The 23,792-nt window shown below is 67.6% G+C and carries 22 protein-coding genes; 11 read left to right on the plus strand and 11 right to left on the minus strand.

Annotated features, from left to right (window positions below; translation table 11 throughout):
• Positions 1-39: 39 nt before the first annotated feature.
• Positions 40-939: an amino acid ABC transporter substrate-binding protein gene (locus CAL11_RS02235; protein ID WP_086092033.1), complete on the minus strand. Its 900-nt coding sequence runs from the start codon at positions 937-939 to the stop codon at positions 40-42.
• 93 nt (positions 940-1,032) lie between these two features.
• On the minus strand, positions 1,033-2,058 hold the full coding sequence (locus CAL11_RS02240) for a D-cysteine desulfhydrase (RefSeq protein ID WP_086092034.1): 1,026 nt from the start codon (positions 2,056-2,058) through the stop codon (positions 1,033-1,035).
• 139 nt (positions 2,059-2,197) lie between these two features.
• Between CAL11_RS02240 and CAL11_RS02245 the strand changes: the two genes are divergently transcribed.
• Entirely contained in the window at positions 2,198-3,154 is a 957-nt protein-coding gene (locus CAL11_RS02245) for a LysR family transcriptional regulator (protein WP_086092035.1), read from the plus strand.
• On the opposite strand, the gene CAL11_RS02250 is transcribed toward CAL11_RS02245, so the two are convergent.
• Both CAL11_RS02250 and CAL11_RS02255 read right to left on the minus strand, forming a co-directional pair.
• Positions 3,119-4,534, minus strand: coding sequence for a heavy metal sensor histidine kinase (locus CAL11_RS02250; RefSeq protein WP_086092036.1), 1,416 nt, complete (start codon positions 4,532-4,534; stop codon positions 3,119-3,121). The genes CAL11_RS02245 and CAL11_RS02250 overlap by 36 nt on opposite strands.
• Positions 4,531-5,202, minus strand: a complete 672-nt coding sequence (locus CAL11_RS02255; RefSeq protein ID WP_033466620.1) for a heavy metal response regulator transcription factor — start codon at positions 5,200-5,202, stop codon at positions 4,531-4,533. Before CAL11_RS02255 ends, CAL11_RS02250 begins: the two co-directional genes overlap by 4 nt.
• Positions 5,203-5,380: 178 nt before the next feature.
• Here CAL11_RS02255 and CAL11_RS02260 point away from each other — a divergent pair, with 178 nt between their 5' ends.
• Positions 5,381-5,806, plus strand: coding sequence for a DUF305 domain-containing protein (locus tag CAL11_RS02260; protein ID WP_033466618.1), 426 nt, complete (start codon positions 5,381-5,383; stop codon positions 5,804-5,806).
• Between the two features lie 71 nt (positions 5,807-5,877).
• The gene (locus CAL11_RS02265; protein WP_086092037.1) at positions 5,878-7,269 is read left to right on the plus strand and encodes a beta-propeller fold lactonase family protein; all 1,392 of its coding nucleotides are present in this window, start codon (positions 5,878-5,880) and stop codon (positions 7,267-7,269) included.
• A 27-nt stretch (positions 7,270-7,296) separates the two neighbouring features.
• On the opposite strand, the gene CAL11_RS02270 is transcribed toward CAL11_RS02265, so the two are convergent.
• Positions 7,297-8,388 carry a tartrate dehydrogenase gene (locus CAL11_RS02270; protein ID WP_086092038.1) on the minus strand — a complete coding sequence of 364 codons (1,092 nt, stop codon included), beginning with the start codon at positions 8,386-8,388 and terminating at the stop codon, positions 7,297-7,299.
• A 94-nt stretch (positions 8,389-8,482) separates the two neighbouring features.
• Between CAL11_RS02270 and CAL11_RS02275 the strand changes: the two genes are divergently transcribed.
• The gene (locus CAL11_RS02275) at positions 8,483-9,397 is read left to right on the plus strand and encodes a LysR family transcriptional regulator (RefSeq protein ID WP_080699927.1); all 915 of its coding nucleotides are present in this window, start codon (positions 8,483-8,485) and stop codon (positions 9,395-9,397) included.
• 36 nt (positions 9,398-9,433) lie between these two features.
• Here the strand turns inward: CAL11_RS02275 and CAL11_RS02280 are convergent, their stop codons facing one another.
• The gene (locus CAL11_RS02280; protein WP_086092039.1) at positions 9,434-10,300 is read right to left on the minus strand and encodes a universal stress protein; all 867 of its coding nucleotides are present in this window, start codon (positions 10,298-10,300) and stop codon (positions 9,434-9,436) included.
• A gap of 189 nt (positions 10,301-10,489) precedes the next feature.
• Here CAL11_RS02280 and CAL11_RS02285 point away from each other — a divergent pair, with 189 nt between their 5' ends.
• The gene (locus CAL11_RS02285; RefSeq protein ID WP_086092040.1) at positions 10,490-11,128 is read left to right on the plus strand and encodes a trimeric intracellular cation channel family protein; all 639 of its coding nucleotides are present in this window, start codon (positions 10,490-10,492) and stop codon (positions 11,126-11,128) included.
• Positions 11,129-11,164: 36 nt separating this feature from the next.
• Here the strand turns inward: CAL11_RS02285 and gdhA are convergent, their stop codons facing one another.
• Positions 11,165-12,508 (minus strand): NADP-specific glutamate dehydrogenase, encoded by a 1,344-nt coding sequence (gene gdhA, locus CAL11_RS02290; RefSeq protein ID WP_086092041.1) that lies wholly within the window; start codon positions 12,506-12,508, stop codon positions 11,165-11,167.
• A gap of 428 nt (positions 12,509-12,936) precedes the next feature.
• A complete protein-coding gene (locus CAL11_RS02295; protein ID WP_086092042.1) occupies positions 12,937-13,725 on the minus strand; it encodes an exodeoxyribonuclease III in 789 nt (262 codons plus the stop codon).
• A 137-nt stretch (positions 13,726-13,862) separates the two neighbouring features.
• On the opposite strand from CAL11_RS02295, the gene pyrE reads away from it, so the two are divergent.
• On the plus strand, positions 13,863-14,537 hold the full coding sequence (gene pyrE, locus CAL11_RS02300) for an orotate phosphoribosyltransferase (protein WP_167382436.1): 675 nt from the start codon (positions 13,863-13,865) through the stop codon (positions 14,535-14,537).
• 40 nt (positions 14,538-14,577) lie between these two features.
• Here pyrE and gatB read toward each other — a convergent pair whose 3' ends face one another.
• From gatB to gatC, 3 genes are read right to left on the minus strand one after another with little or no spacing between them, the layout of a single operon-like run.
• Positions 14,578-16,032, minus strand: a complete 1,455-nt coding sequence (gene gatB / locus CAL11_RS02305) for an Asp-tRNA(Asn)/Glu-tRNA(Gln) amidotransferase subunit GatB (RefSeq protein WP_086092044.1) — start codon at positions 16,030-16,032, stop codon at positions 14,578-14,580.
• 2 nt (positions 16,033-16,034) lie between these two features.
• Positions 16,035-17,573, minus strand: a complete 1,539-nt coding sequence (gatA, locus tag CAL11_RS02310) for an Asp-tRNA(Asn)/Glu-tRNA(Gln) amidotransferase subunit GatA (protein ID WP_086092045.1) — start codon at positions 17,571-17,573, stop codon at positions 16,035-16,037.
• A gap of 2 nt (positions 17,574-17,575) precedes the next feature.
• The gene (gene gatC, locus CAL11_RS02315) at positions 17,576-17,884 is read right to left on the minus strand and encodes an Asp-tRNA(Asn)/Glu-tRNA(Gln) amidotransferase subunit GatC (protein ID WP_010929772.1); all 309 of its coding nucleotides are present in this window, start codon (positions 17,882-17,884) and stop codon (positions 17,576-17,578) included.
• A 231-nt stretch (positions 17,885-18,115) separates the two neighbouring features.
• Between gatC and CAL11_RS02320 the strand changes: the two genes are divergently transcribed.
• The 5 genes from CAL11_RS02320 (at position 18,116) to rodA (ending at position 23,781) form a co-directional block, all read left to right on the plus strand.
• Positions 18,116-19,159: a rod shape-determining protein gene (locus tag CAL11_RS02320; RefSeq protein ID WP_003815204.1), complete on the plus strand. Its 1,044-nt coding sequence runs from the start codon at positions 18,116-18,118 to the stop codon at positions 19,157-19,159.
• A gap of 88 nt (positions 19,160-19,247) precedes the next feature.
• Positions 19,248-20,132, plus strand: a complete 885-nt coding sequence (mreC, locus tag CAL11_RS02325; protein WP_033466596.1) for a rod shape-determining protein MreC — start codon at positions 19,248-19,250, stop codon at positions 20,130-20,132.
• Positions 20,119-20,682 carry a rod shape-determining protein MreD gene (gene mreD / locus CAL11_RS02330; RefSeq protein WP_033466594.1) on the plus strand — a complete coding sequence of 188 codons (564 nt, stop codon included), beginning with the start codon at positions 20,119-20,121 and terminating at the stop codon, positions 20,680-20,682. The genes mreC and mreD overlap by 14 nt, the downstream gene beginning before the upstream one ends.
• A gap of 13 nt (positions 20,683-20,695) precedes the next feature.
• A complete protein-coding gene (gene mrdA / locus CAL11_RS02335) occupies positions 20,696-22,648 on the plus strand; it encodes a penicillin-binding protein 2 (RefSeq protein ID WP_086092046.1) in 1,953 nt (650 codons plus the stop codon).
• Positions 22,645-23,781, plus strand: coding sequence for a rod shape-determining protein RodA (gene rodA, locus CAL11_RS02340; protein ID WP_068927298.1), 1,137 nt, complete (start codon positions 22,645-22,647; stop codon positions 23,779-23,781). The genes mrdA and rodA overlap by 4 nt, the downstream gene beginning before the upstream one ends.
• Positions 23,782-23,792 lie beyond the last annotated feature (11 nt).

The following is a 23,792-nucleotide window of genomic DNA, read 5'->3' on the forward strand; positions in this document are numbered from 1 at the left end:
TGGCCCCGGCCCGCGCTCGCGCCGTGCGCGGGTCCGCGCTCAACGATAGTTGGCGGGGTCCGCCGAATCGGTCGGATTCGCGATGACGCGCTGCAGCGCCGCGCTCATCGGCAGGTGCAGGTTGACGTTGCGCGGCGGAATCGGCGATTCGAACCACTTCTTGTACAGCTTTGCCAGGCTGCCATCGCGCATCATGCCGGTCACGGTGTCGTCGACCACCTTCTTGAACGCGGGATCATCCTTGGGCAGGATCAGCGCGTAAGGCTCCACCGTGTAGGTGTCCTCGCTGATCATCCACTCGTCCGGCTTGCGCTCGGTCGCGACCAGCCCTGCCAGCAGCACATCGTCCATGAAGAACGCGGCGGCCCGGCCGTTGGCGACCGTCAGCATGGCGGCGGGGTGGTCCTTGGTGGGGATGATGCGCATGTCCAGGCCATCGCTTTCGTTGGCCTGCGTCAGCCAGCGGATATTGCTGGTGCCGGCCGTGGAGACCACGGTCTTGCCCTTCATGTCTTCCAGCTTCTTGAGGTTGGACGATTTCTTGGCCGCGAAGCGCGTCGCGGTTACGAAGGTGGTCGGCGCGAACGCGACCTGCTGCTGGCGCTCCACGGTATTGGTGGCGGAGCCGCAGACCAGGTCCACGGTGCCGTTGGCCACCAGCGGGATGCGCGTCGACGAGGTCACCGGCACCAGGTTGACCTTGATCTGCGCCATGCCCAGCTTGGTCTTGATGGCGTCGACCGCCTTTTCGCAGATTTCCATCGAGTAGCCGATCGGCTTCTGCTTGTCGTCCAGGTATGAAAACGGGATGGAGGCGTCGCGATGCCCGATGGTGATGGTGCCCGAGGACTTTATCTTGTCGAGGCGGCCCTCGGCATGGACAGGCGCGGTTGCCGCGACGCCGACGAGCGCGGCAAGAAATACCGTACGTATCTTCATTTTCTTGTCTCCTGTGAGGCGCCTGCGGCTCTGCCGGCCGCGATCAGGAGATGGCGCCCCTGTGTTGAATGCCAGGCTGTCCGGGCGGACAGCCTAGGCGGCCAATGGAGGCAGGCCTTCGAATGCGCGGCGGTAACCGAACAGGCCTACTGCGCCTCCCGTGTGAACGAACACTACGTTCTCGCCCTGCTTGAAATGACCCGATCGGATCAGCCCGATCAGGCCGGCCATGCCTTTGCCCGAGTAGACGGGGTCCAGCAGGATGGCTTCCAGTGCGGCGGTCATGTGCACCGCTTCGATCATCGCGTCGGTGGAGATGCCATATCCCTCGCCGACGTAGTCGGAATTGGCCACCACGTCGGCGCGTTCCACCGCGCTGGCGGGCAGGCCCATGTAATCGACCGTGGACTGCACCAGCTTCCAGACGTTCTCTTCCTGCTTGGGCTTGGGCGCCCGCACGCTGATGCCGTAGACCGGAACGCCGCTGTTGCCCGCGCGCAGCCCGACCACCAGCCCGGCCTGCGTGCCGGCGCTGCCGGTCGCGTGCACGACATGGTCGATGCGCAGCCCGGTTTCGAAGGACTGGTGCAGCAGTTCCTGCGCGCAGGCCACGTATCCCAGCGCGCCGACCGGGGTCGAACCGCCGCCGGCGATGACGTAGGGCTTGCTGCCGCGCCCGGCCAGTTCGCGGGCCAGGTCTTCCATGGCCTGCTGCATGTCGGTGCCGGCGGGCAGGCGCGCGACGATCTCGCCGTCCATCAGGCCGTCGAGCATGACGTTGCCGGAATGGGAGTAGTCATCGTCGGGATGCGGGACGCGTTCTTCCAGGAGGATCTTGCACTTCATGCCGACGCGCGCGGCGGCCGCGGCGGTCTGGCGCGCGTGGTTGGACTGGACGGCGCCCTGGGTGATCAGCGTATCCGCCCCTTGCGCAACCGCCTGGGCCACCAGGAACTCCAGTTTGCGCGTCTTGTTGCCGCCAGTGGCCAGGCCGGTGCAGTCGTCGCGCTTGATGTAGAGGTTCGGTCCGCCCAGGTGGCGGGTCAGGTTGGGCATGAATTCGAGCGGGGTGGGGAAGTGCCCGAGTTTTATGCGGGGAAACTTGGCAAGATGTAGCATCTTTGGCTCCGGGATGGACAGTGCGGGACGAACAGTGCTGATCATCTTAGGCATGGGCCCGCCGCGCTGCCCAATGCTATGTTCTTAGCGCCGCATACTTTTTTTGCATAACGGGTCGGCGCACACGAAAGGCCATGCGATGAAACAACTGTGGATAGAAGACTTCCTGACCCTGGTCGACGCGGGGACGTTCTCCCGGGCCGCGGCACTGCGCAACGTCACGCAGCCGGCCTTCTCGCGCCGCATACAGCAGCTGGAAGGCTGGCTGGGCCTGGAGCTGATAGACAGGCGCAGTCCCACGCTGCGCCTGACGCCTGTCGCGCAGCGCCACATCCCGGGCTTTCGCATGCTGCTGCGCGACATGGCCCAGCTGCGCACGCGCATGCAATCCGAGCAGAACGGCCTGGCGCGCCTCGTGCTGGCGACCCAGCACTCCCTGACCATGTCGCGGCTGCCAGCCCTGTTGACCCTGCTCGGCGAGCAGGACAGTCCGCGCATCGAGTTCAGCGTGCGCTCGGAGAACCGCGACGATTGCGTGGCGCTGTTCCTGCGCGGCGAGGCCGACCTGCTGTTGTGCATGGAGGAGAGGAACGATGCGCTGTACCGGCTGGTGCCCGCGTCCTTGCGCCTGCCGGCAGGCCAGGAGGTCCTGGTGCCCTTGAGCGCGCCTGCCAGGAATGGCCGGGCCTTGCATGCCCCGCGGCGCGGCAAGCCGCTGAGCCTGCTGGCGTTTCCGCCCGACAGCTTCCTGGGGCGGGTCATGTACGAGCAGTCGTTCACGGCGCTGCTGCAGCACTGCAAGGTCGAGATCGTCCACGAATCGGTGTTTCTCGCCGGGGTCAAGGAGATGGTCCTGGCGGGGCTGGGCATGGCCTGGCTGCCATTGAGCCTGGTCGAGCGGGAAGTGAAGGCCGGCGCGCTGGTCATGCTCGAGGCGCGCGAGGAGTACCTGCAGCCCGTGACGCTGCAACTGGGCCTGTACCGCAATACGCATTCGAATTATCCGGATGCCATCGACCGCCTCTGGACCTTGCTGCGCGAATCCGAGGCGGCGCCGGCTTCAGCCGGTGGCGGCCGGGCCCGGCGGAAAACGTAGCGTAAAGCGGATGCGTCCGTCGTCGAGCGCGGTGGCGCTGGCGCTGCCGCCATGCATGCCCATGATGGCGCTGACGATGGCCAGGCCCAGGCCGTTCGATTCCGTGCTGGCGGTGCGGGATCTGTCGCTGCGGTAGAAGCGGCCGAACATCCGGTTGGCCTCCTCCTGCGAGACCGGCGCGCCCACGTTCTCCACCACGACCGTCGCGCCGTTGGCATCGGCGCTGGCGCCAAGCAGGATGCAGCTGCCCGGATGCCCGTAGCGCACGGCGTTGACCACCAGGTTGTTGACGGCGCGCCGCCACATGATGGGATTGGCCCGGCATCGGCCGCTGGCCTCGATGGCAAAGCGCATGCCGCGTTCCTGCGCCAGCCCTTCGAAGTATTCGGCAATCTTCTCCAGTTCGGCCGATTGCGCCAGCCAGGCGTACTCGACGGCCGCGCCGTCGTGGTTGGCGCGCGACAGGAACAGGATGTTCTCGACGATATGCGCCAGGCGGCCCAGCTCCTCCAGATTGGACTCCAGCAACAGCTCGTATTCCTCGGTGCCGCGCGGCTGGCGCAAGGCGACCTGGGTCTGCCCCATCAGCACATTGACCGGCGTGCGGATCTCGTGCGCGAGATCGGCCGAGAATTGCGACAGGTGTTCGTAGCCCGCTTGCAGGCGGTCCAGCATGGCGTTGAACTTGCGCGCCAGGCCGCGCAGCTCCGCCGGCGCGTCGCGCTCCGGCAGGCGCGCGGCCAGGTTGGCCGGCGAGATCTCGGTGGCGCGGGCGCTCATCGCCGCCAGCGGCCTGAACCCGCGAACCAGCAGCGCGAAGCCGATCAACGCCGTCAGCAGGATGGTCAGGACGATGGCGACGACCACGCGCAGCAGGTATGCCGACAGCATGTTCGACTCCTGCTTCATCACGTAGGCGGCCGTGACTTCGACCGTGCCGCCATCCTCGCCGATCTCCGCCAGGGCCGACACCCATCGCACCCGCACGCCGTCCGGGCGCTCCCCGCTGTGCAGCGACTCGATGGTGATATCCCGGCCCACCGGCACCGGCGTCATCGGCGGCGGGACCATGCCGTCGGGATTGACGGCGATGAAAGGGGCTTCGCCCAGGCGGCGGAAGATGCGCACGTCCCGCTCGTTGCCGAGCATGCTCTCGAACAGCGCGGGACGCTGCTCCATCTGCCGGATGTTGTACAGGTCGTGCAGCATGTTGCGAAAGCGCTCGACCCGGCCGACCAGGGTGTAGTCCGCGCGCGTTTCCAGCGCCTGCCTGACGGAGGAATACAGGTACAGGCCCAGCCCGGACACGACCAGGCAGGACACCACGGCGAACGACAGCGCGGTGCGTACCGTGAGCGAATCCAGCGGCCAGCGCTTCAAGGCTGCTCCGCCAGGGCATAGCCGATGCCGCGCACCGTCTGGATCAGCTTGCGCGGAAAGGGCGCGTCGACCTTGGCGCGCAGGCGCTTGATGGCCACGTCCACCACGTTGGTGTCGCTGTCGAAGTTCATGTCCCAGACTTCGGAGGCGATGATGGTGCGCGACAGGGCCTCGCCATGCCTTCTGATGAGCAGGTGCAGGAGCATGAACTCCTTGTTGGTGAGGACGATGTTGGCGCCGCCGCGGCTTACCTTGCGCCGCACCGGGTCCAGCCGCAGGTCGGCGACCTGGAGCGTCTCGGCCGCGCGCGCCGCCCCGCGGCGCAGCATCGTCTGGATGCGCAGCACCAGCTCGGCGAACGAGAACGGCTTGACCAGGTAGTCATCGGCGCCCAGCCGCAGGCCCTTGATGCGGTCGGCGACATGGTCGCGCGCGGTCAGGAAGATGACCGGCACGTCGGAGTCCTTGCGTACCTCTTCGATGACCTGCCAGCCGTCCTTGCCCGGCAGCATGACATCGAGAACCAGCACGTCGTAGCGCTGCTCGCGCAGCCGGTACAGGCCGTCGACGCCATTGCGGGCGAGATCCACGGAATAGCCCGATTCCAGCAGGCCCTTCTTCAGGTAGTCGCCAGTCTTGAGGTCGTCTTCGATGACGAGGATAGCCATAGCACGCTCCGCCGATGAGCGTTCATGTTAGCAATTCGATGCCCGCGGTTCATGACGCAAATGTCATGCAAAAGCCATGCTGCCGATAGCGCGGCATCCCTACGATGGACAGGGATCGCGGCCTTCGGCGCGCGATCGCCAGGCTTGATCCTTCGCGTTTTTTTTCTGGAGCACGTTCATGCAACTCACGTTGAAAGGCCCGTTTCCCGCGCGCGCCGGCCGCACCGTGGCCGCGCTGCTGCTGTGCCTGGCCGGCGGGTACGCCAGCGCGCACGGCGGCCACCATGGCGCGGACCCATCCGCGCCGCCCGCAGTCTTTGTCGCCAGCACCGCCAAGCCATTTCCGGCGTTGATGGACGACGCCATGGCGGTCATGGACGAGGGCATGCTGCGCGCGCCCATGAACGGCGAGGCCAACCATGACTTCATGACCATGATGATGCCGCACCACCAGGGCGCGGTGGACATGGCCAAGGCGGTCCTGCTCTACACCGAGGATCCCGAGGTGCGCAACCTGGCGCTGGGGATCATCACGGAGCAGCAGAACGAAATCCGCGTCATGCAGGCATGGCTGGACCGCCACGCCGCCGCGGCCGGCAAATAGGCCTCCCAGCCCGTCGGGTTCTTGCATCCCCGGGGCTTTCCATTCCGCACACGCAAACAGGTGAAATCCGCATGAAGAAAGCCTATCCCCTCTACGCCCTGGCGGCGCTGACCCTGCACGCGGGCGCCGCCTGGTCGCTGCCCAGCGCGCACGACCGCGTCTATACCGCCGACCAGAACAGCAACACAGTCTCGGTGGTCGACCCGTCCACCAATACGCTGCTTGGCCAGATCCGCCTTGGCAACGCACGGCCGGAACTGCTCTCGCCGCTGTACAAGGGCCAGATCAACGTGCATGGCATGGGCTTTTCGCCCGACCACAAGACCTTGCTGGTCGTCTCCAACGGCTCGAATTCGGCGACCTTCATCGATACGGCCACCAACAAGGTCAAGGGCGTCACCTACCTGGGACGTTCGCCGCACGAAGGATTCTTCACCATGGACGGCAAGGAGGCCTGGGTCGTGGTGCGCGGCGAAGACTATATCTCCGTCATCGACCCCCAGACCTTCAAGGAGACCGGCCGCATCCAGACCAACCTGGGGCCGGGCATGGTGATCTTCCACCCGGACGGCAAGCTGGCTTTCGTGGTGTCCAGCTTCACGCCGTCGGTGGACGTGATCGACGTCAAGTCGCACAAGATCATCAAGAAGATCGACGTCGTCAGCCCGTTTTCGCCCTTCCTGCAGATCACGCCGGACCACAGCGAGATATGGATGACCCACAAGGATGTGGGCAAGGTGACGCGCATCGACACGAAGTCGCTGCAGGTCACCGGCGTGATGGACACCGGCTTCATCACCAACCACATCGCCTTCGCGCCGGTGGCCGGCCAGACCTATGCGTACGTCACCATCGGCGGGGAGAACGCGGTCAAGGTGTACACCACCGGCAAGCCCGCCAAGCTGGTCGCCACCATTCCCACCGGCGCGTTGCCGCACGGCATCTGGACGTCCGATGACGGCAGCCGCGTCTACGTCGGCCTGGAGAACGGCGATGCGCTCGATGTCATCGATACGGCGACCAACAAGGTCGTCAAGCGCGTGCCCGTGGGCCAGGCGCCGCAGGCCCTGGCTTTCGTGTCGGGCGTGGTCGCGCAAGGCAAGGGCGACCAGAACCTCGTGCCGCGCGTCAATGGCGATCCGGTCAACATCGCGCTCAAGCCGGTAGGCAAGCAAGGACGCGGGTTCGTCGTGTTGCGCAACCTGGGTCTGGTCGACGCCCTGGAGGTCAACCTGTTCGGCCTGAAATCCGGGACCGTCTACAACGTCTATCTGAACGGCGTCAAGACGCCGGTGGCCAGTTTCCGCACCGGCGCGGACGGCAAGGCCGCCGGCACCATGATCGCGCCGTTGCGCCAGCCGGCGGGGCCGCACGCCACGGCCGCGGCGGGCAAGGGCGGCATCGTCATCATGGAAGGGGATGCCCCCGTGGATGCCGCGCGGGCGGCGCTGGTGGGCGCCTAGCCGCGGGCGCGCACGGCCGGCCTGGCCTCAGCCGGCCAGCCGGGCGGCGATGGCCTCGCCCATGGCATCGGTCGAGGCGGCGCCGCCCAGGTCGCGCGTGCGCGGCCCGTGCGCCAGCACCTGTTCGATGGCCGCCACGATGGCATCGTGCGCGGCGCGCCCGGCGCCGGCGCCTTCGGTCAGGAAGTCCAGCATCAGGGCGCCGGACCAGATCATGGCGACCGGATTGGCGATGTTCTGGCCGTAGATGTCCGGCGCCGAGCCGTGCACCGGCTCGAACAGCGACGGAAACCTGCGTTCGGGATTGAGGTTGGCCGAGGGCGCCAGGCCGATGGTGCCGGTGGTGGCCGGGCCCAGGTCCGAGAGAATGTCGCCGAACAGGTTGGAGGCCACCACCACGTCGAAGCGGTCCGGCTGCAGCACGAAGCGCGCCGACAGGATGTCGATGTGCTGCTTGTCCACCGCCACGCCGGGATATTGCTGGCCGACGGCGTCGGCGCGCTTGTCCCACCACGGCATGCTGATGGCGATGCCGTTCGATTTGGTGGCGACCGTCAGGCGCCGCCGTGGGCGGCTGTCGGCCAGCGCGTAGGCGTAGTGCAGCACGCGGTCGGCGCCATAGCGCGAGTACACCGATTCCTGGATGACGATTTCGCGCTCGGTGCCTTCGTAGATGACGCCGCCCGCCGACGTGTACTCGCCCTCGGTGTTCTCGCGCACCACCAGGTAGTCGATGTCGCCGGGCCGGCGGCCGGCCAGGGGGCAGGGCACGCCCTCGAACAGGCGTACCGGCCGCAGATTGATGTATTGGTCGAATTCGCGGCGGAACTTCAGCAGCGAGCCCCACAGCGACACGTGGTCGGGCACGGTTTCGGGCCAGCCCACCGCGCCGAAGTAGATCGCGTCCATGCCGGACAGCTGGGCTTTCCAGTCGTCGGGCATCATCTGTCCATGCTCGCGGTAGTAGTCGCAGTGGGCCCAGTCGAAGGCGACGATTTCCAGGTCCAGGCCGAAGCGGCGCGCGGCCGCGCGCACCACGCGCAGTCCTTCGGGCATGACTTCGCGCCCGATGCCGTCCCCGGCGATGGCTGCGATGCGATAGGTACGTTGGGAAGACATGAGCGGGCTCCGACGGAAAAAACGATACCTACTATTTTCCGGTGTTGACGGAATGACTACAATGAGTTGATTGTGAATTGATCGTCAACGAATCGTGAACAATATCCCGGCCAACGAAGACCTGCGCGTATTCCTGCACGTGGCGCGCCTGTCCAGCTTTGCCGCGGCGGCCGAGGAGCTGCGCGTGTCCACCGCCTACGTCAGCAAGCGCCTGCGGGTGCTGGAAGGCGTGCTGGGCGTGCGCCTGCTGCACCGTACCACCCGCAGGGTCAGCGTCACGCGCGAAGGCGAGCGGGTCTTCCTGTGGGCGCAGCGGGTGCTCGACGACGTGGACCAGCTCATGCAGGAGGTGGCCGCCACCCGCGCCGTGCCGCGCGGCCTGCTGCGCGTCAGCTGCAGTTTCGGCTTCGGGCGCAACGTGGTGGGCCCGATGCTCTCGCGCCTGGTCGAGCGCTTTCCCGCGCTGCAGGTGCGGCTGGAAGTGTTCGACCGCCTGGTCGACGTGGCCAGCGAGGGGTTCGACCTGGATGTGCGGGTGGGCGACGATATCGCCCCTCACCTGATCGCGCGGCGGCTGGCGGACAATCACCGCCTGCTGTGCGCCGCGCCGGACTACCTGGCGCGCCGGGGGGCGCCTCGCACGCCCGAGGAGCTGGCTGGCCACGATTGCCTGGTCATCAAGGAGCGCGATCACCCGTTCGGGGTCTGGACGCTGCGCGCCGGCGCCGAAAGCCGCGCCATCAAGGTAACCGGGCCGCTGTCGGCCAACAACGGCGAGATCGCCGTGCGCTGGGCGGTGGACGGACGCGGCATCGTGCTGCGCTCGCACTGGGACGTCGCGCCGCTGCTGCGCGACGGGCTGCTCGTGCCCCTGCTGGCGCAGTGGCGCCAGGACGCCAACATCTGGGCCGTCTATCCGTCGCGGCTGGAGAATTCGGCCAAGGTGCGCGTGGCGGTGGAGTTCCTGCAGGAGGAGTTCCGGCGCTTCGCGGCGGACGCCGGCGGATAGGCGCCTGTCCCTGCGGGACAGGCGCCCCTGCCCGGGTCAGCCGCCGTCCGAGCCGGACTGCCGCACGATCAGCACGTCGCAGGGCAGGGCTTCGAGCAGTTTCTCGGCCACGCTGCCGATGGCGGTGCGCAGGATGCCGGTCAGGCCGTGCGTGCCGGTCACCACCAGGTCGCAGCGGCGGTTGAACACGTATTCCGACAGCAGTGTCTCGGGCTGGCCGCTTTCCAGCACCAGCTCGGGCGCGGGGCGTCCGGCCAGTTCCGGCGTGCCGTCCAGGAAGGCGCGCGCCTTCTGGGCGGCGTCGTTGTAGAAACTGCGCACCACCGCGTCTTCGGGCGCATCCTTGCCGAACGGGACGTCATAGGCGTGGAACAGGGTCAGCGGGGCGTCGCCGGCCACCTGCAGGGCGGCCACCAGGGCCTGCCGCGAGCCCTCGGAGAAGTCGGTCGCCACGACCACGTCGCGGTACGGCTTGCGCGGCCGCGCCTTGACCACCAGCACGGGCTGGCTGGCCTGGCGCGCCAGGCGCTCTACCGTGGTGCCCAGCAGCAGGCGGCTGAGGGTGGATTCGCGCGCGATGCCGGTCACGATCAGCGAGCAGCCGAAGTGCTCGGCCGTCTCGCGGATCAGCGGGACGGTTTCGCCGCTGCGCACCACCGCCGAGGTCGGCACGGGGGCATCGGCCAGGTCCTCGGCCAGCCGGCGTTCGGCCAGCTGCTTGTGGTCGGCGCTCAGCCGGCGCCACACCGGCGTGGTCAGCGGCGTATTGGTGGGTTCCATGATGTGCAGCGCGACCAGGCTGGTCTGCGCCTGCGCGGCGAGCATCAGGGCCCGGTCCAGCGCGCGGTCGCTGCGCGCGCTCAGGTCGGTGGCAAGCAGGATGGGGGCGGTCTGGGCTTGCATGCGGCGTCTCCTGGTCGTGGTCGAGGCCTGGTTCCCGCACGGGGCGTGCCGGCGGGATGGAGCGTCCATTGTCCCGCAAAGCCGCGCCGGCCGCCTTGATCGCAGTCAAGCGGGCCGTACGGGCCATCCGGCCGGCGGCGTTGTCAATACAATGCCAGCGTTGTCCATTTTTTCGTCCGCGCCGCCGCCATGCCGCCAGATCCGTCCGTCCTGCTGTTGTACTCGCTCTACCTGGTGGCCATCGTGGCCGAGGCCATGACGGCGGCGCTGGCCGCCGGCCGGCGCGACATGGATTGGGTCGGCGTCTGCGTGATCGCCTGTGTCACCGCATTGGGCGGCGGGTCGCTGCGCGACGTGCTGCTGGGCCATTATCCGCTGAGCTGGGTGGCCCATCCCGAATACCTGTGGATGACCGCCGGCGCCGCGCTGCTGACGGCGCTGGGGGCGCGCGCGCTGCGGCGCCTGCGCAGCCTGTTCCTGCTGCTGGACGCCGTCGGCCTGGTGGCGTTCACCGTCATCGGCTGCCAGGTGGCCCAGCAAATGGAAATGCCGCTGACCATCGTGCTGGTCAGCGGCATGATCACCGGGTGCGCCGGAGGTGTATTGCGCGACGTGCTGTGCAACGATATTCCGCTGCTGTTTCGCAGCGAACTCTACGCCAGCGTTTCGGCCGTGACCGGCGGCCTGTACCTGGCCATGTACGGCCAGGGCGTGTCCGCCAGCGTATCGGTGCCTGTCGCGCTGGTCGTCGGGCTGGCGTTTCGCCTGCTGGCGCTGCGGTTCAATTGGCAGATGCCGAAGTTCGTATACCGCGGCGACTGGCATTGATGCCGCCGCGCCGGGGCGCGGCGGCGCCGCCTCGCATCAGTACAGGCCTTGCTGGCGCATGGCGTCGGCGACCTTGACGAAGCCGGCGATGTTGGCGCCATCCACATAGTTGACGTAGTTGCCCGCGCCGTGGCCATGGCGCACGCAGTTTTCGTGGATGTCGCGCATGATGGCATGCAGCCGCGCGTCGACCTGCTCGCGCGTCCAGGGCAGGCGGGCCGAGTTCTGGCTCATTTCCAGGCCCGACACCGCGACGCCGCCGGCGTTGCTGGCCTTGCCCGGCGCGTACAGCACTTCGGCCGCGATGAAAGCCTTGGCGGCCTCCAGGGTGGCGGGCATGTTGGCGCCTTCGGCCACGCACTTCACGCCATTGCGGATCAGCGTGCGGGCGTCGTTTTCGTCCAGCTCGTTCTGGGTCGCGCACGGCAGGGCGACATCCACCGGCACGTGCCACGGGCGCACGCCGGCTTCGTAGCGCAGGCCGAACTGGCTGGCGTAGGCGTCCAGGCGGCCGCGCAGGTCATTCTTGATGTGCATCAGGGCCAGCAGCTTCTCGTGCGTGAAGCCGGCCTCGTCGATGACCGTGCCGCACGAGTCCGAGATCGTGATGACCTTGGCGCCCAGCGCCATGGCTTTCTCGATCGCGTACTGGGCCACGTTGCCCGAGCCCGACACCGACACGCGCATGCCGTCGAACGACAGGCCGGCGCGTTGCAGCATTTCCTGCGCGAAGTAGACCGTGCCGTAGCCGGTGGCTTCCGGGCGGATCAGGCTGCCGCCGAAGCACAGGCCCTTGCCGGTGAATACGCTGGCCGCCGAGTTCGACAGCTTTTTCATCATGCCGGCCATGAAGCCGACCTCGCGCGCGCCCACGCCGATATCGCCCGCGGGCACGTCGGTGTCCGGGCCCAGGTGGCGGTGCAGTTCCAGCATCAGCGCCTGGCAGAAACGCATCACCTCGGCGTCCGACTTGCCCTTGGGGTCGAAGTCGGAGCCGCCCTTGCCGCCGCCCATGGGCAGGGTGGTCAGGGCGTTCTTCAGGGTTTGTTCGAAAGCCAGGAACTTCAGCACCGACAGATTGACCGTCGGGTGGAAGCGCATGCCGCCCTTGAAGGGGCCGATGGCCGAGCTGTGCTGGATGCGGAAGGCGCGGTTGACCTGGGCCCGGCCCTGGTCATCGGTCCAGCAGACGCGGAACTGGATCACGCGTTCGGGCTCGACCAGGCGCTCCAGCAGGGCGTGTTCGGCGTAGTGCGGGTGCTTCTCGATGAAGGGCCAGAGGCTCAGCATGACCTCTTGGACTGCCTGCATGAACTCGGCTTGTTGCGGATCGCGCGCGGCAACCCGGCGCAGGAAGTCGTCCAGACTCTGCAATTTCAAGATACTGCCTCCTGGCAATGCATGGCGATGGTGCAGCGCGTTGTGTTGCGGTGCAAAAGCGTAAGAAAGTGGTGCGCGGTTGCACACTTTTGGTGCGCAATTGTGGGCCAAAATTCGTCAGACGAAAAGTCGAAATCGGGCGCAAAGCCAGTGCTGGCGCGGCTTGCCACCAGGCCATATTATTGGGGACGTATTATTGCGAGGAATGGCCCGCATCCCGGCATCCGCAGGCCGGAATTCTCGGAGAAGCGCATGAAATGGGGCTTTTAAGTTATGTCCCCATTTATTTTCCGCGCCAGTCGCCAGGGCGGGATGACTATTTGCGGCGTCGCAGCATGCGCATTGCGGGCTCCGCCCTGGCCGGCGAAGAAATTTTCGCCTTTATGCGTCCCCTTTATTTTTTGAGGCCTTTACGCATCACAACCGTGTTACAGCGCGATGTCGTAGTCCACCGTCAACGGGGCGTGGTCGGAAAACCGCTCGTCCTTGTAGATGGAAGTGGCGCGCGCGCGTTCGGCAATGCCGGGGGTGGCGATCTGGTAGTCGATGCGCCACCCTACGTTCTTGGCCCAGGCCTGGCCGCGATTGCTCCACCAGGTGTACTGGTCGGCCCGCTCGTCCAGCTTGCGGAAGACGTCGACGAAACCGCGCCGGTCGAAGACTTCGGTCAGCCAGGCGCGCTCTTCGGGCAGGAAGCCCGAGTTCTTCTGGTTGCCCTTCCAGTTCTTCAGGTCGATTTCCTTGTGGGCGATGTTCCAGTCGCCGCAGATGACGAATTCGCGTCCGGTCTTCCTGTGCTCGGCCATCAGGCCGTCCAGCCACGGGCCGAACTGGTCCAGGAAGCGGTACTTGGCCTGCTGGCGCTCGTCGCCGCTCGAACCCGAGGGCAGGTAGGCGCTGATGACCGACAGGTCCTTCCAGTCGGCGCGCAGGATGCGGCCTTCCGCGTCGAACTCCTCGCAATCGAAGCCGGCCACCACGCGCTCGGCGCTGGCGCGCAGGTACATGCCCACGCCGCTGTAGCCCTTTTTCTCGGCGTGGTGGAAGTGGCCCGTATAGCCGGGCGGGTGACGCAGGTCGTCGGTCAGGTCGTCATGCGAGACCTTGATCTCCTGCAGGCACAGCACATCGGCGTTGTGGGCGGTCATCCAGGGCTGCAGGCCCTTGCGGAAGGCGGAACGGATACCGTTGAGGTTGAGCGAGGTGATACGCAGCAAGGCTGGCTCCTGAATCGGTCATCGCGGCCCCTTGCGGGCCGGCGCAAGAATGAAACTTTAACCGAGGCGCGGCGCCGCTGCGCCGCCAGGCCGATTCGCGGATAATGGCGGGGTTTGCCATTTCGCCCATCGCACGTATGTCCGCCTCCGCCTCCACTGCCGCTGATTTTGTCCGTTTTGCCCTCGACGAGGGCGTGCTGCGTTTCGGCAGCTTCAAGGTCAAGTCCGGCCGTATCAGTCCTTATTTCTTCAATGCCGGCCTGTTCAACTCGGGCCGCTCGGTCGGCGCGCTGGCCGGCTTCTACGCGCAGGCGTTGCTCGATTCCGGCGTGGCGTTCGATATGCTGTTCGGCCCGGCCTACAAGGGTATCCCGCTGGCTACCGCCACGTCGGTGGCGCTGGCCGGGCACGCCGCCATGGCCGGGCGCGACGTGCCGTTCGCGTTCAACCGCAAGGAAGCCAAGGACCATGGCGAAGGCGGCACCCTGGTGGGCGCGCCGCTGACGGGCAAGGTCGTCATCATCGACGACGTCATCACCGCCGGCACCTCGGTGCGCGAATCGGTCGAGATCATCCGCGCCGCCGGCGCCGAGCCCGCCGCGGTGCTGATCGCCCTGGACCGCATGGAACGCGCCGGCCCCGACGACGCCCTGTCGCCGCATTCCGCCGTGCAGGACGTGGCGCGCACCTACGGTGTCCCGGTGGTCAGCATCGCCTCCCTGGCCGACATCATGACCCTGCTGCAGGACGACGCCCAATTCGCCCAGCACCGCGAGGCGGTGCAGGCGTACCGGAGCAAGTACGGGGTGTAGGGGTGGGAGCCTGTTCCCGCGGGGACAGGCTCCCGAGGGGTCAGCCCAGTTTTTCCTTCAGCAGTTCGTTGACCTGCTGCGGGTTGGCCTTGCCCTTGGCGGCCTTCATGATCTGGCCGACCAGCGAGTTGAACGCTTTCTGCTTGCCGGCCCGGTATTCCTCGACGATGGCGGGGTTGGCCGCCAGGACTTCGTCGATCATCGCGCCGATGGCGCCGCTGTCGCTGATCTGCTTGAGGCCGCGCGCTTCGATGATGGCGTCCGCGTCGCCGCCGTTCTCGCCCGCCCACATGGCGGCGAATACGTCGCGGGCGATCTTGTTGGAAATCGTGCCGTCGATGATGCGGTTGATCAGGCCCGCCAGGGCGGCCGCCGATACGGGCGCGGCGTCGATGTCCTTCTCTTCGCGGTTCAGGGTGGCCGCCACTTCGCCCATGATCCAGTTGGCGGCCAGCTTGGCCTGGCCGGCCGGCAGGGCGCGCGCCACCGCCTCGAAGTAGCCGGCCATGGCGCGGCTGACGGTCAACTGGGCGGCATCGTAGGCGGGCAGCCCGTAGTCGGCCTCGAAGCGGGCGCGCTGGGCGGCCGGCAGTTCGGGCATGCCGGCGCGCACCGCGTCGACCCAGTCCTGGCCGATGACCAGCGGCGGCAGGTCGGGGTCCGGGAAGTAGCGGTAGTCGTGCGCGTCTTCCTTGCTGCGCATGCTGCGGGTTTCGTCGCGGTCGGCGTCGTACAGGCGGGTTTCCTGCACCACGGTGCCGCCATCCTCGATCAGCTCGATCTGGCGACGCGCCTCGAACAGGATGGCGCGCTCCAGGAAGCGGAACGAGTTGACGTTCTTGATTTCGGTGCGGGTGCCGAATTCCTTCTGGCCCACCGGGCGCACCGAGACGTTGGCGTCGCAGCGGAAGGAGCCTTCCTGCATGTTGCCGTCGCAGATGCCCAGCCAGACCACCAGGCTGTGCAGGGCGCGCGCATAGGCCACGGCCTCGGCGGCCGAGCGCATTTCGGGCTCGGTGACGATTTCCAGCAAGGGGGTGCCGGCACGGTTGAGGTCGATGCCGCTGGCCGGCGCGCCGCTGGCCAGGCTGAATTCGTCGTGCAGCGACTTGCCGGCGTCCTCTTCCAGGTGGGCGCGCGTCAGGTTGACGGTTTTTTCTTCCTCGCCGACGAAAAACGAGATCGTGCCGCCCTCGACCACCGGCAGCTCGTACTGGCTGATCTGGTAGCCCTTGGGCAGGTCGGGGTAGAAGTAGTTCTTGCGGGCGAAGACCGAGCGCGGCGCGACCTTGCCGCCGACGGCCAGGCCGAACAGGATGGCGCGTTCGGCGGCGCCGCGGTTCATGACCGGCAGGCTGCCGGGCAGCGCCAGGTCGACCGCGTTGGCCTGCGTGTTGGGGGCGGCGCCAAAGCGCGTGCTGCTACCCGAAAAGATCTTGGAGTCGGTGGAAAGCTGGGTGTGCGTTTCCAGGCCGATGACGATTTCCCAGTTCATGGTCAGGCGTCCTGCTGGACCGGCGCGCGCTGGTGCCAGTCGGTGACTTGTTGATAGCGGTCGGCCAAGGCCAGCAAGCGGCCTTCGTCGAAGTAATTGCCGATGATCTGCAGCCCGACGGGCCGGCGGCCGTCCGGGCCGCCGAAACCGCAGGGCACGGACATGGCCGGCAGGCCGGCCAGGCTGACGCCCAGCGTGTAGACGTCGGCCAGCCAGTCGGCGGTCGGGTCGTCGCGGTTGTCGCCGATGTTCTTGGCGACGGTGGGCGACACCGGCCCCATGATGACATCGCACTGGCCGGCGAAGGCGCGCTGGAAGTCCTGCGCGATCAGGCGGCGCAGGCGCTGCGCCTGCAGGTAGTAGGCGTCGTAGTAGCCGTGCGACAGCACGTAGGTGCCGATCAGGATGCGGCGCTTGACCTCGTCGCCGAAGCCTTCGGCGCGCGAGCGGCTGATCATCTCGTTGAGATCGCCATACTGGGCGGCGCGGTGACCGTAGCGCACGCCGTCGTAGCGCGCCAGGTTGCTCGAGGCCTCGGCGGGCGCGATGACGTAGTAGGCGGGGATGGCCAGCTCGGTGCGCGGCAGCGACACGGGCACGCGCACCGCGCCCAGCTGTTCGAACTGCGCCAGGGCGGCCTCGACCGCGGCGGCCACGTCGGGGGCCAGGCCCGCGCCGAAGTATTCCTGGGGCACGCCGATGCGCAGGCCCTCGAGCGGCTGGCTGCCGGCCGCGTCGTAGCCGGCCTGGGCGGCGTCGTAGCCGCGGCGCACGCGGCCGCTTTCGTTGGCCTGGCCGTCGCAGGCCTGCAGGCTGGTGGCGTCGCGCGGATCGAAGCCGGTCATGACGTCCAGCAGTTCAAGCAGGTCGCGGCTGCTGGGCGCCAGCGGGCCGGCCTGGTCCAGGCTGGAGCCGAAGGCGATCATGCCGTAGCGCGACACCGTGCCGTAGGTGGGCTTGATGCCGCTGACGCCGCACAGGGCGGCAGGCTGGCGCACCGAGCCGCCGGTGTCGGTGCCGGTGGCCGCGGCCACCAGGCGGGCGGCCACCGCGGCGGCCGAGCCGCCCGACGAGCCGCCGGGCACCGCCTGGGCGTCCCAGGGGTTGCGCACCGGGCCGTAGGCCGAGTTTTCGTTGCCGGAGCCCATGGCGAACTCGTCGCAGTTCAGCTTGCCCAGCGACACCGCGCCGGCTTCGGCCAGGCGCTCGACCACGGTGGCGTCGAACGGGCTGGCATAGCCGGCCAGCATCTTGCTGCCGGCGGTGGTGCGCCAGCCGCGGGTGACGAAGGCGTCCTTGTGGGCGATGGGGATGCCCGCCAGCGGGCCGGCCGTGCCGGCGGCCAGGGCGGCGTCGGCGGCGCGGGCCTGCGCCAGCGTGAGGTCGGGGTCGATGTGCAGGAAGGCGTTCAGGCCGCTGGCGGCCTGGGCGGCCTCCAGGCCGCTTTGCGCCAGCTCGACCGCGCTGACCCGGCGTTGGGCCAGGGCGTCGCGCAGGGCGGCGATGCCGCCGAATTCGGTATGCAGGGCGGATTGGGTCATGACTATTCGATTACTTTCGGGACCAGGAACAGGCCGTCGGCCGATTCGGGGGCGTTGGCCAGCAGTTCGGCGCGGCGCGCCTCGGTGGCCTGCTCGCTGACGGCGTCCTCGCGCAGGCGCAGGGTGATGTCCTCGTGGGCCGACAAGGGGTGCGCGAGCGGCTCGACGCCCTGCGTATCGACCGCCTGCAAGCGCTCGATGAGGTGCAGGATGCCGTTGAGTTCGGCCTGGGCCCGGCCACGCTGGTCGGGGGTCAGTTCGATGCGGGCCAGCCGGGCGATGCGGGCCACGTCTTGTTCGTTGAGCGCCATGGGGAATACCGGAAAAAATCGAGGGCGTAGCGGAGGAAGGGAACCTGGCAGTATGCACAGGCCGAAGGCGTTACAAAGCTTGAATAGGCCGCATTTATGCGCTATTTCCGGGGAAATTATAAGTTATGATTCACGGTTTAATCGTTGCGGTCGGGCCAGCCTCCTGTCAGTCGAGGCGGCGTCGGCGTTCCCGCAGCATGCCTCCCCACTCCTGAATCTAGCTGAGCTCCCATGTTCGGATTCCTGCGCAGTTACTTTTCCAGCGATATGGCGATCGACCTCGGTACCGCCAATACGCTGATCTACGTCCGCGGCAAGGGCATCGTGCTGGATGAACCCTCGGTCGTCGCCATCCGCCACGAAGGCGGGCCCAATGGCAAGAAAATCATCCAGGCCGTCGGCCACGAGGCCAAGCAGATGCTGGGCCGCGTTCCCGGCAACATCGAAGCCATCCGCCCCATGAAGGATGGCGTGATCGCCGACTTCACCGTCACCGAGCAGATGCTCAAGCAGTTCATCCGCATGGTGCACCCGCGCAATATGCTGGCTCCCAGCCCGCGCATCATCGTCTGCGTGCCGTGCGGCTCGACCCAGGTCGAGCGGCGCGCCATCCGCGAGTCGGCGCTGGGCGCCGGCGCCTCCCACGTCTACCTTATCGAAGAGCCCATGGCCGCGGCCATCGGCGCCGGCCTGGCCGTCTCGGACGCCAGCGGCTCCATGGTGGTCGACATCGGCGGCGGCACGACCGAAGTGGCCGTCATCTCGCTGGGCGGCATGGTGTACAAGGGGTCGGTCCGCGTCGGCGGCGACAAGTTCGACGAGGCCATCGTCAACTACATCCGCCGCAATTACGGCATGCTGATCGGCGAGCCCACCGCCGAACTCATCAAGAAGGAAATCGGCTCGGCGTTCCCCGGCTCCGAAGTGCGCGAAATCGAGGTCAAGGGCCGCAACCTGGCCGAAGGCGTGCCGCGCAGCTTCACGGTCTCGTCCAACGAGATCCTCGAATCGCTTACCGATCCGCTCAACCAGATCGTCTCGGCCGTCAAGATCGCGCTCGAACAGACGCCGCCCGAGCTGGGCGCCGACATCACCGACAAGGGCATCGCCCTGACCGGCGGTGGCGCGCTGCTGCGCGACCTGGATCGCCTGCTGCAGGAAGAAACCGGCCTGCCGGTGGTGGTGGCGGACGACCCCTTGACCTGCGTGGTGCGCGGCTGCGGCGAAGCGCTTGAGCATCTTGAGAAACTCGGCGCCATCTTCATCAACGACTGAGCCTGTCTCGCGGCCCGGCGGCCTGCACGCAGCAGGCCGGCCCGGCCCGCGAAGCAGCTGCGGGCCGGCAGGCCCGGGCTGATTATCCATGCAACGACAAGCGACCCCTCCGCTGTTTCGGCGCGGCCCGCCGGCCGAGGTGCGGCTGGCCGTGCTGGTCATCCTGGCGCTGGCCCTGTTGATCGTGGATTCCCAGCTGCGCGTGCTCGAACCGGTGCGGCGCGCCGTCTCGGTGGCGCTGTATCCCTTCCAGCGCGCCGTCATGGCGCCGCGCGACCTGGTGCAGCAGGTCGATGAATGGATCAACGCCGCCAGCCTCATCCGCAGCGAGAATGAAGCCCTGCAGCGTCAGCGCATCGAGCTGGCGCAGGTGGCCACGCACGCGGCGCAGCTGGCCGCCGAGAACGCCCAGTTGCGGCGCCTGCTGGGCGTGACCGACACGGTCGCGCAGTCGGCGGTGGTGGTCGAGGTGCTGTACGAGCCGCCCAACGCGTTTCACCAGCGCCTGGTATTCAACAAGGGCGCCAAGTCGGGCCTGGCGCCCGGCATGCCGGTCATCGACGAGGGCGGCGTGGTCGGCCAGATCGTGCGCGTCACCCCCATGACCGCCGAAGCCGCCCTGGTCACCGACGAGCGCGTGTCGATTCCGGTGCAGGTGCTGCGCAACGGCCTGCGGCTGATCGCCTTCGGCGCCAATACCCCCGGCGTGATCGAGGTGCGCTATCTGGCTGCCAACGCCGACATCAAGGTTGGCGATACCATAGTCACCAGCGGCGTGGGGGGGCTGTTCCCGGCCGGGCTGCCGGTGGCCAAGGTCGCTTCGGTCGAGCGCGATACCGCTTCAGGCTTCGCGCGCGCCCTGGGCGAGCCGTTGGCGCATCCCGAGCGCTACCGCCATTTCCTGGTCCTGCAGGTCGATGTGGACCAGGCCGAATCCAACCGCCAGGAGGCCGATGTCGATGGAACGGACTAAGGTTTCCGTCCCGGCTCGACGCAAGCTGGGCACGCCCAGCAACGTCGAACCCGAACGCCTGGCGCGCCCCGCGCACGGCGTCTTCGTGTGGGGCACGGTGCTGCTGGTCTGGCTGCTGTCGCTGCTGCCCTGGCGGCAATGGCCGGGCTCGCCCGACGTGCTGGTGCTGGTCATCGCCTTCTGGTGCGTGCACGAGCCGCGCCGCGTGGGCCTGCTGACCGCCTTCGTGTTCGGGCTGCTGCTCGACGTCCACGACGCCGGCCTGCTGGGCGGCCACGCGCTGTCCTACACCCTGACGGCCTATGGGGCGATCGCGCTGCACCGCCGCCTGCAGCGCTTCGACCTCTGGAGCCAGGCCATGCATATGCTGCCCGTGTTCTTCGTGGCCCAGCTGGTCACGCAGATCATCCTGGCCTGGCTGGCGGGCAAGTGGCCGGGTTGGCAATGGGCCGTGAGCGTCGGCCTGACCGCCGCCATCTGGCCGCTGGCCGGCTGGGTGCTGCACATGCCGCAGCGACGCTACGACGACGTCGAATCTTCCGCCGTCTGATCCGGGCGGGCGCATGTTCGAATTCAAGAAAACCGGCCAGCAGCAGAAGCAGCGCTTTCGCCTGCGCGCGTGGGTGGGCGGCCTGTTCGCGCTGGCCTGCTTCGGCGTGCTGGCGGGCCGGTTCTGGTACCTGCAGGTCGACCGCTACGAGGGTTTCTCCGAGCGGGCGGACAGGAACCGTATCGCTGTCGTGCCCATCCCGCCGCGGCGCGGCGAGATCCTGGACCGCAACGGAGAAGTGCTGGCGCGCAACTATCGCACCTATACCCTGGAGGTCGTGCCGGCCCAGGCCGGCAACCTGGACCAGCTGTTCGACCGCCTGGCGCGGGTCGTGTACATCAGTCCGTCCGACCAGCGCCGCTTCAAGCGCCGGGTCGGCGAATCCAGCCGCTACGCCAGCCTACAGCTGCGCAACAATCTCAACGACACCGAGGCCGCCTGGTTCTCGGCGCATTCGTTCGAGTTTCCGGGCGTCGAATTGCGCGCTCGCTGGGTGCGCGAGTATCCGCAGGGCGAGGCCGCGGCGCACGTGGTCGGCTTCATCGGCCGGATCGCCGAGAACGACATCGAAGAGCTGGACAAGGCCGGCCAGCTGGGCAATTACCGCGGCACCGACGTCATCGGCAAGAAGGGCATAGAGAAAACCTGGGAAGCCGCCTTGCATGGCCGCACCGGCCTGGAGGAGGTCGAAGTCACGGCCGGCGGACGCCCCATGCGCACCTTGCGCCGCATCGACCCGGTGCCGGGCTCGGACATCATGCTGTCGATCGACCTGGAGCTGCAGAAGCTGGCGGAGCAGGCCTTCGAGGGGCGGCGCGGCGCGCTGGTGGCGCTCGATCCCGACACCGGCGAAGTGCTGGCGTTCGTTTCGCAGCCCTCGTTCGACCCCAACCTGTTCGTCGACGGCATCGATGTCGAGAATTGGCGCCGCCTGAACGAGTCGCCCGACCATCCGCTGATCAACCGGCCGCTGTACGGCACTTATCCCATCGGCTCGACCTACAAGCCGTTCGTGGCCCTGGCCGCGCTGGAGCTGGGCAAGCGGCGCGCCACCGACCGCATGCCCGACCCGGGCTATTTCGAGTTCGGCGGCCAGAAGTTCCGCAACGCCGGCGGCGCCGCCTATGGCATGACGGACATGCACCGCGCCATCGTGGTGTCGTCCGATACCTATTTCTATTCGCTCGGCCCCGAGATCGGCGTGAACGCGCTGCACGATTTTTCCAAGCAGTTCGGTTTCGGGCAGATCACCGGCATCGACCTGGAAGGCGAGAAGGCCGGCGTGCTGCCGTCCACCGAGTGGAAGCGCAAGGCCTACAAGGACCGCGATCGCCAGCGTTGGTATGCCGGCGAAACGATTTCCGTGGCGGTCGGACAGGGCTACAACTCGTTCACCTTGCTGCAATTGGCCCAGGCCACCTCGACCCTGGCCAACAGCGGCCTGTACCGGCGGCCGCACCTGGTGCACGCCATTCGCGACTCGCGCTCGGGTTCGGTCAATCCGACCGAGATCGCGCCCGACTACCGCATCGCCCTCAAGCAGGAGAACGTCGACGTGATCAAGCGCGCCATGGCCGACGTGGTGCGCGCCGGCACGGCGCGGCGCGCTTTCGCCGGCGCGCCCTACCAGGCCGCCGGCAAGACCGGCACCGCGCAGGTATTCAGCCTGCGCGGCGGGCAGTATCGCGCCAGCGCCATCGACGAGCGCCTGCGCGACCACGCCTTGTTCATGGGGTTCGCGCCGGTCGAGCAGCCGCGCATCGCCGTGGCCCTGATCGTGGAGAACGCCGGCTGGGGGGCCAGCGCCGCGGCGCCCATCGCGCGCACCCTGTTCGACAATTGGCTCGGCCGGGCCGACGCGCCGTCGGTGGTGCGGGCCGGCGCCAAGCCGGTCGCCGCCGAGCCCGAGGCCGCCGCCCTGGAACTGGGCGCCACCGATGGTCCCATGCAGGAGCGCCGCCAATGAAACGCTTGGGCCTGATCCTGCTACGCGTGTTCACCGCCTTCGACTGGCCGCTGTTGCTGATCCTGATCCTGTTCACCCTGCTGGGGCTGACCGTCATGCATTCGGCGGTGGGCAGCACCGACTGGCGTTTCGCCGAGCAGTCGCGCAATTTCCTGATCGCCTTCGCGGCCATGTGGGCGATGGCGCTGGTGCCGCCCAATACGCTGATGAAGCTGGCATTGCCCTTCTATGTGCTGGGCGTGATCCTGCTGCTGGGGGTCGAGTTCTTCGGCGAGACCAGCAAGGGCGCGACGCGCTGGCTCAACCTGGGCGTCACGCGCATCCAGCCGTCCGAGATGATGAAGATCGCCGTGCCCATGATGCTGGCCTGGTATTTCCAGCGCCACGACGGGGCAGTGCGGATACGCGATTTCTTCGTGGCCGCCGCAATGCTGGCCGCGCCTTTCGTCCTGATCGTGCTGCAGCCCGACCTGGGCACCGCGCTGCTGGTGTTCGGCGCGGGATTCTTCGTCATCTACTTCGCGGGCCTGTCGTTCAAGCTGCTGGTGCCCTGCCTGCTGGCCGGCATCATCGCCATCGGCACGCTGATCTACTACGAAGACCAGCTGTGCGAGCCGGAGGTCGACTGGGTGGTGCTGCACGACTACCAGAAGCACCGCGTCTGCACCCTGCTCAACCCCAGTTCGGATCCGCTGGGCAAGGGCTTCCATACGATCCAGTCCATGATCGCGGTGGGGTCGGGGGGGCTGTACGGCAAGGGCTACATGCAGGGTACGCAGACCCACCTGGATTTCATCCCCGAGCGCACCACCGACTTCATTTTCGCCGTGTACGCCGAGGAGTTCGGCCTGTACGGCGGGGTGGCGCTGCTGGTGCTGTATGGCCTGTTCATGGCGCGCGGCCTGGCGATCGCCGCGCGGGCCACGTCGCAGTTCGGCCGCCTGCTGGCCGGCGCCATCACGATGATGATGTTCATCTATGTGTTCGTGAACGTCGGCATGGTGACCGGCATCCTGCCGGTGGTGGGGGTGCCGCTGCCGTTCATGAGCTATGGCGGCACCGCCTTGCTGACCATGGGCATTGCCTGCGGCATCCTCATGAGCATCAGCCGCCGCCGCCCCGCGCCGGCCTGAGCCGGCGGCCG

Origin of the sequence: Bordetella genomosp. 6 (genome assembly GCF_002119705.1) — a bacterium.
GTDB classification, from domain to species: domain Bacteria; phylum Pseudomonadota; class Gammaproteobacteria; order Burkholderiales; family Burkholderiaceae_B; genus Bordetella; species Bordetella bronchiseptica_F.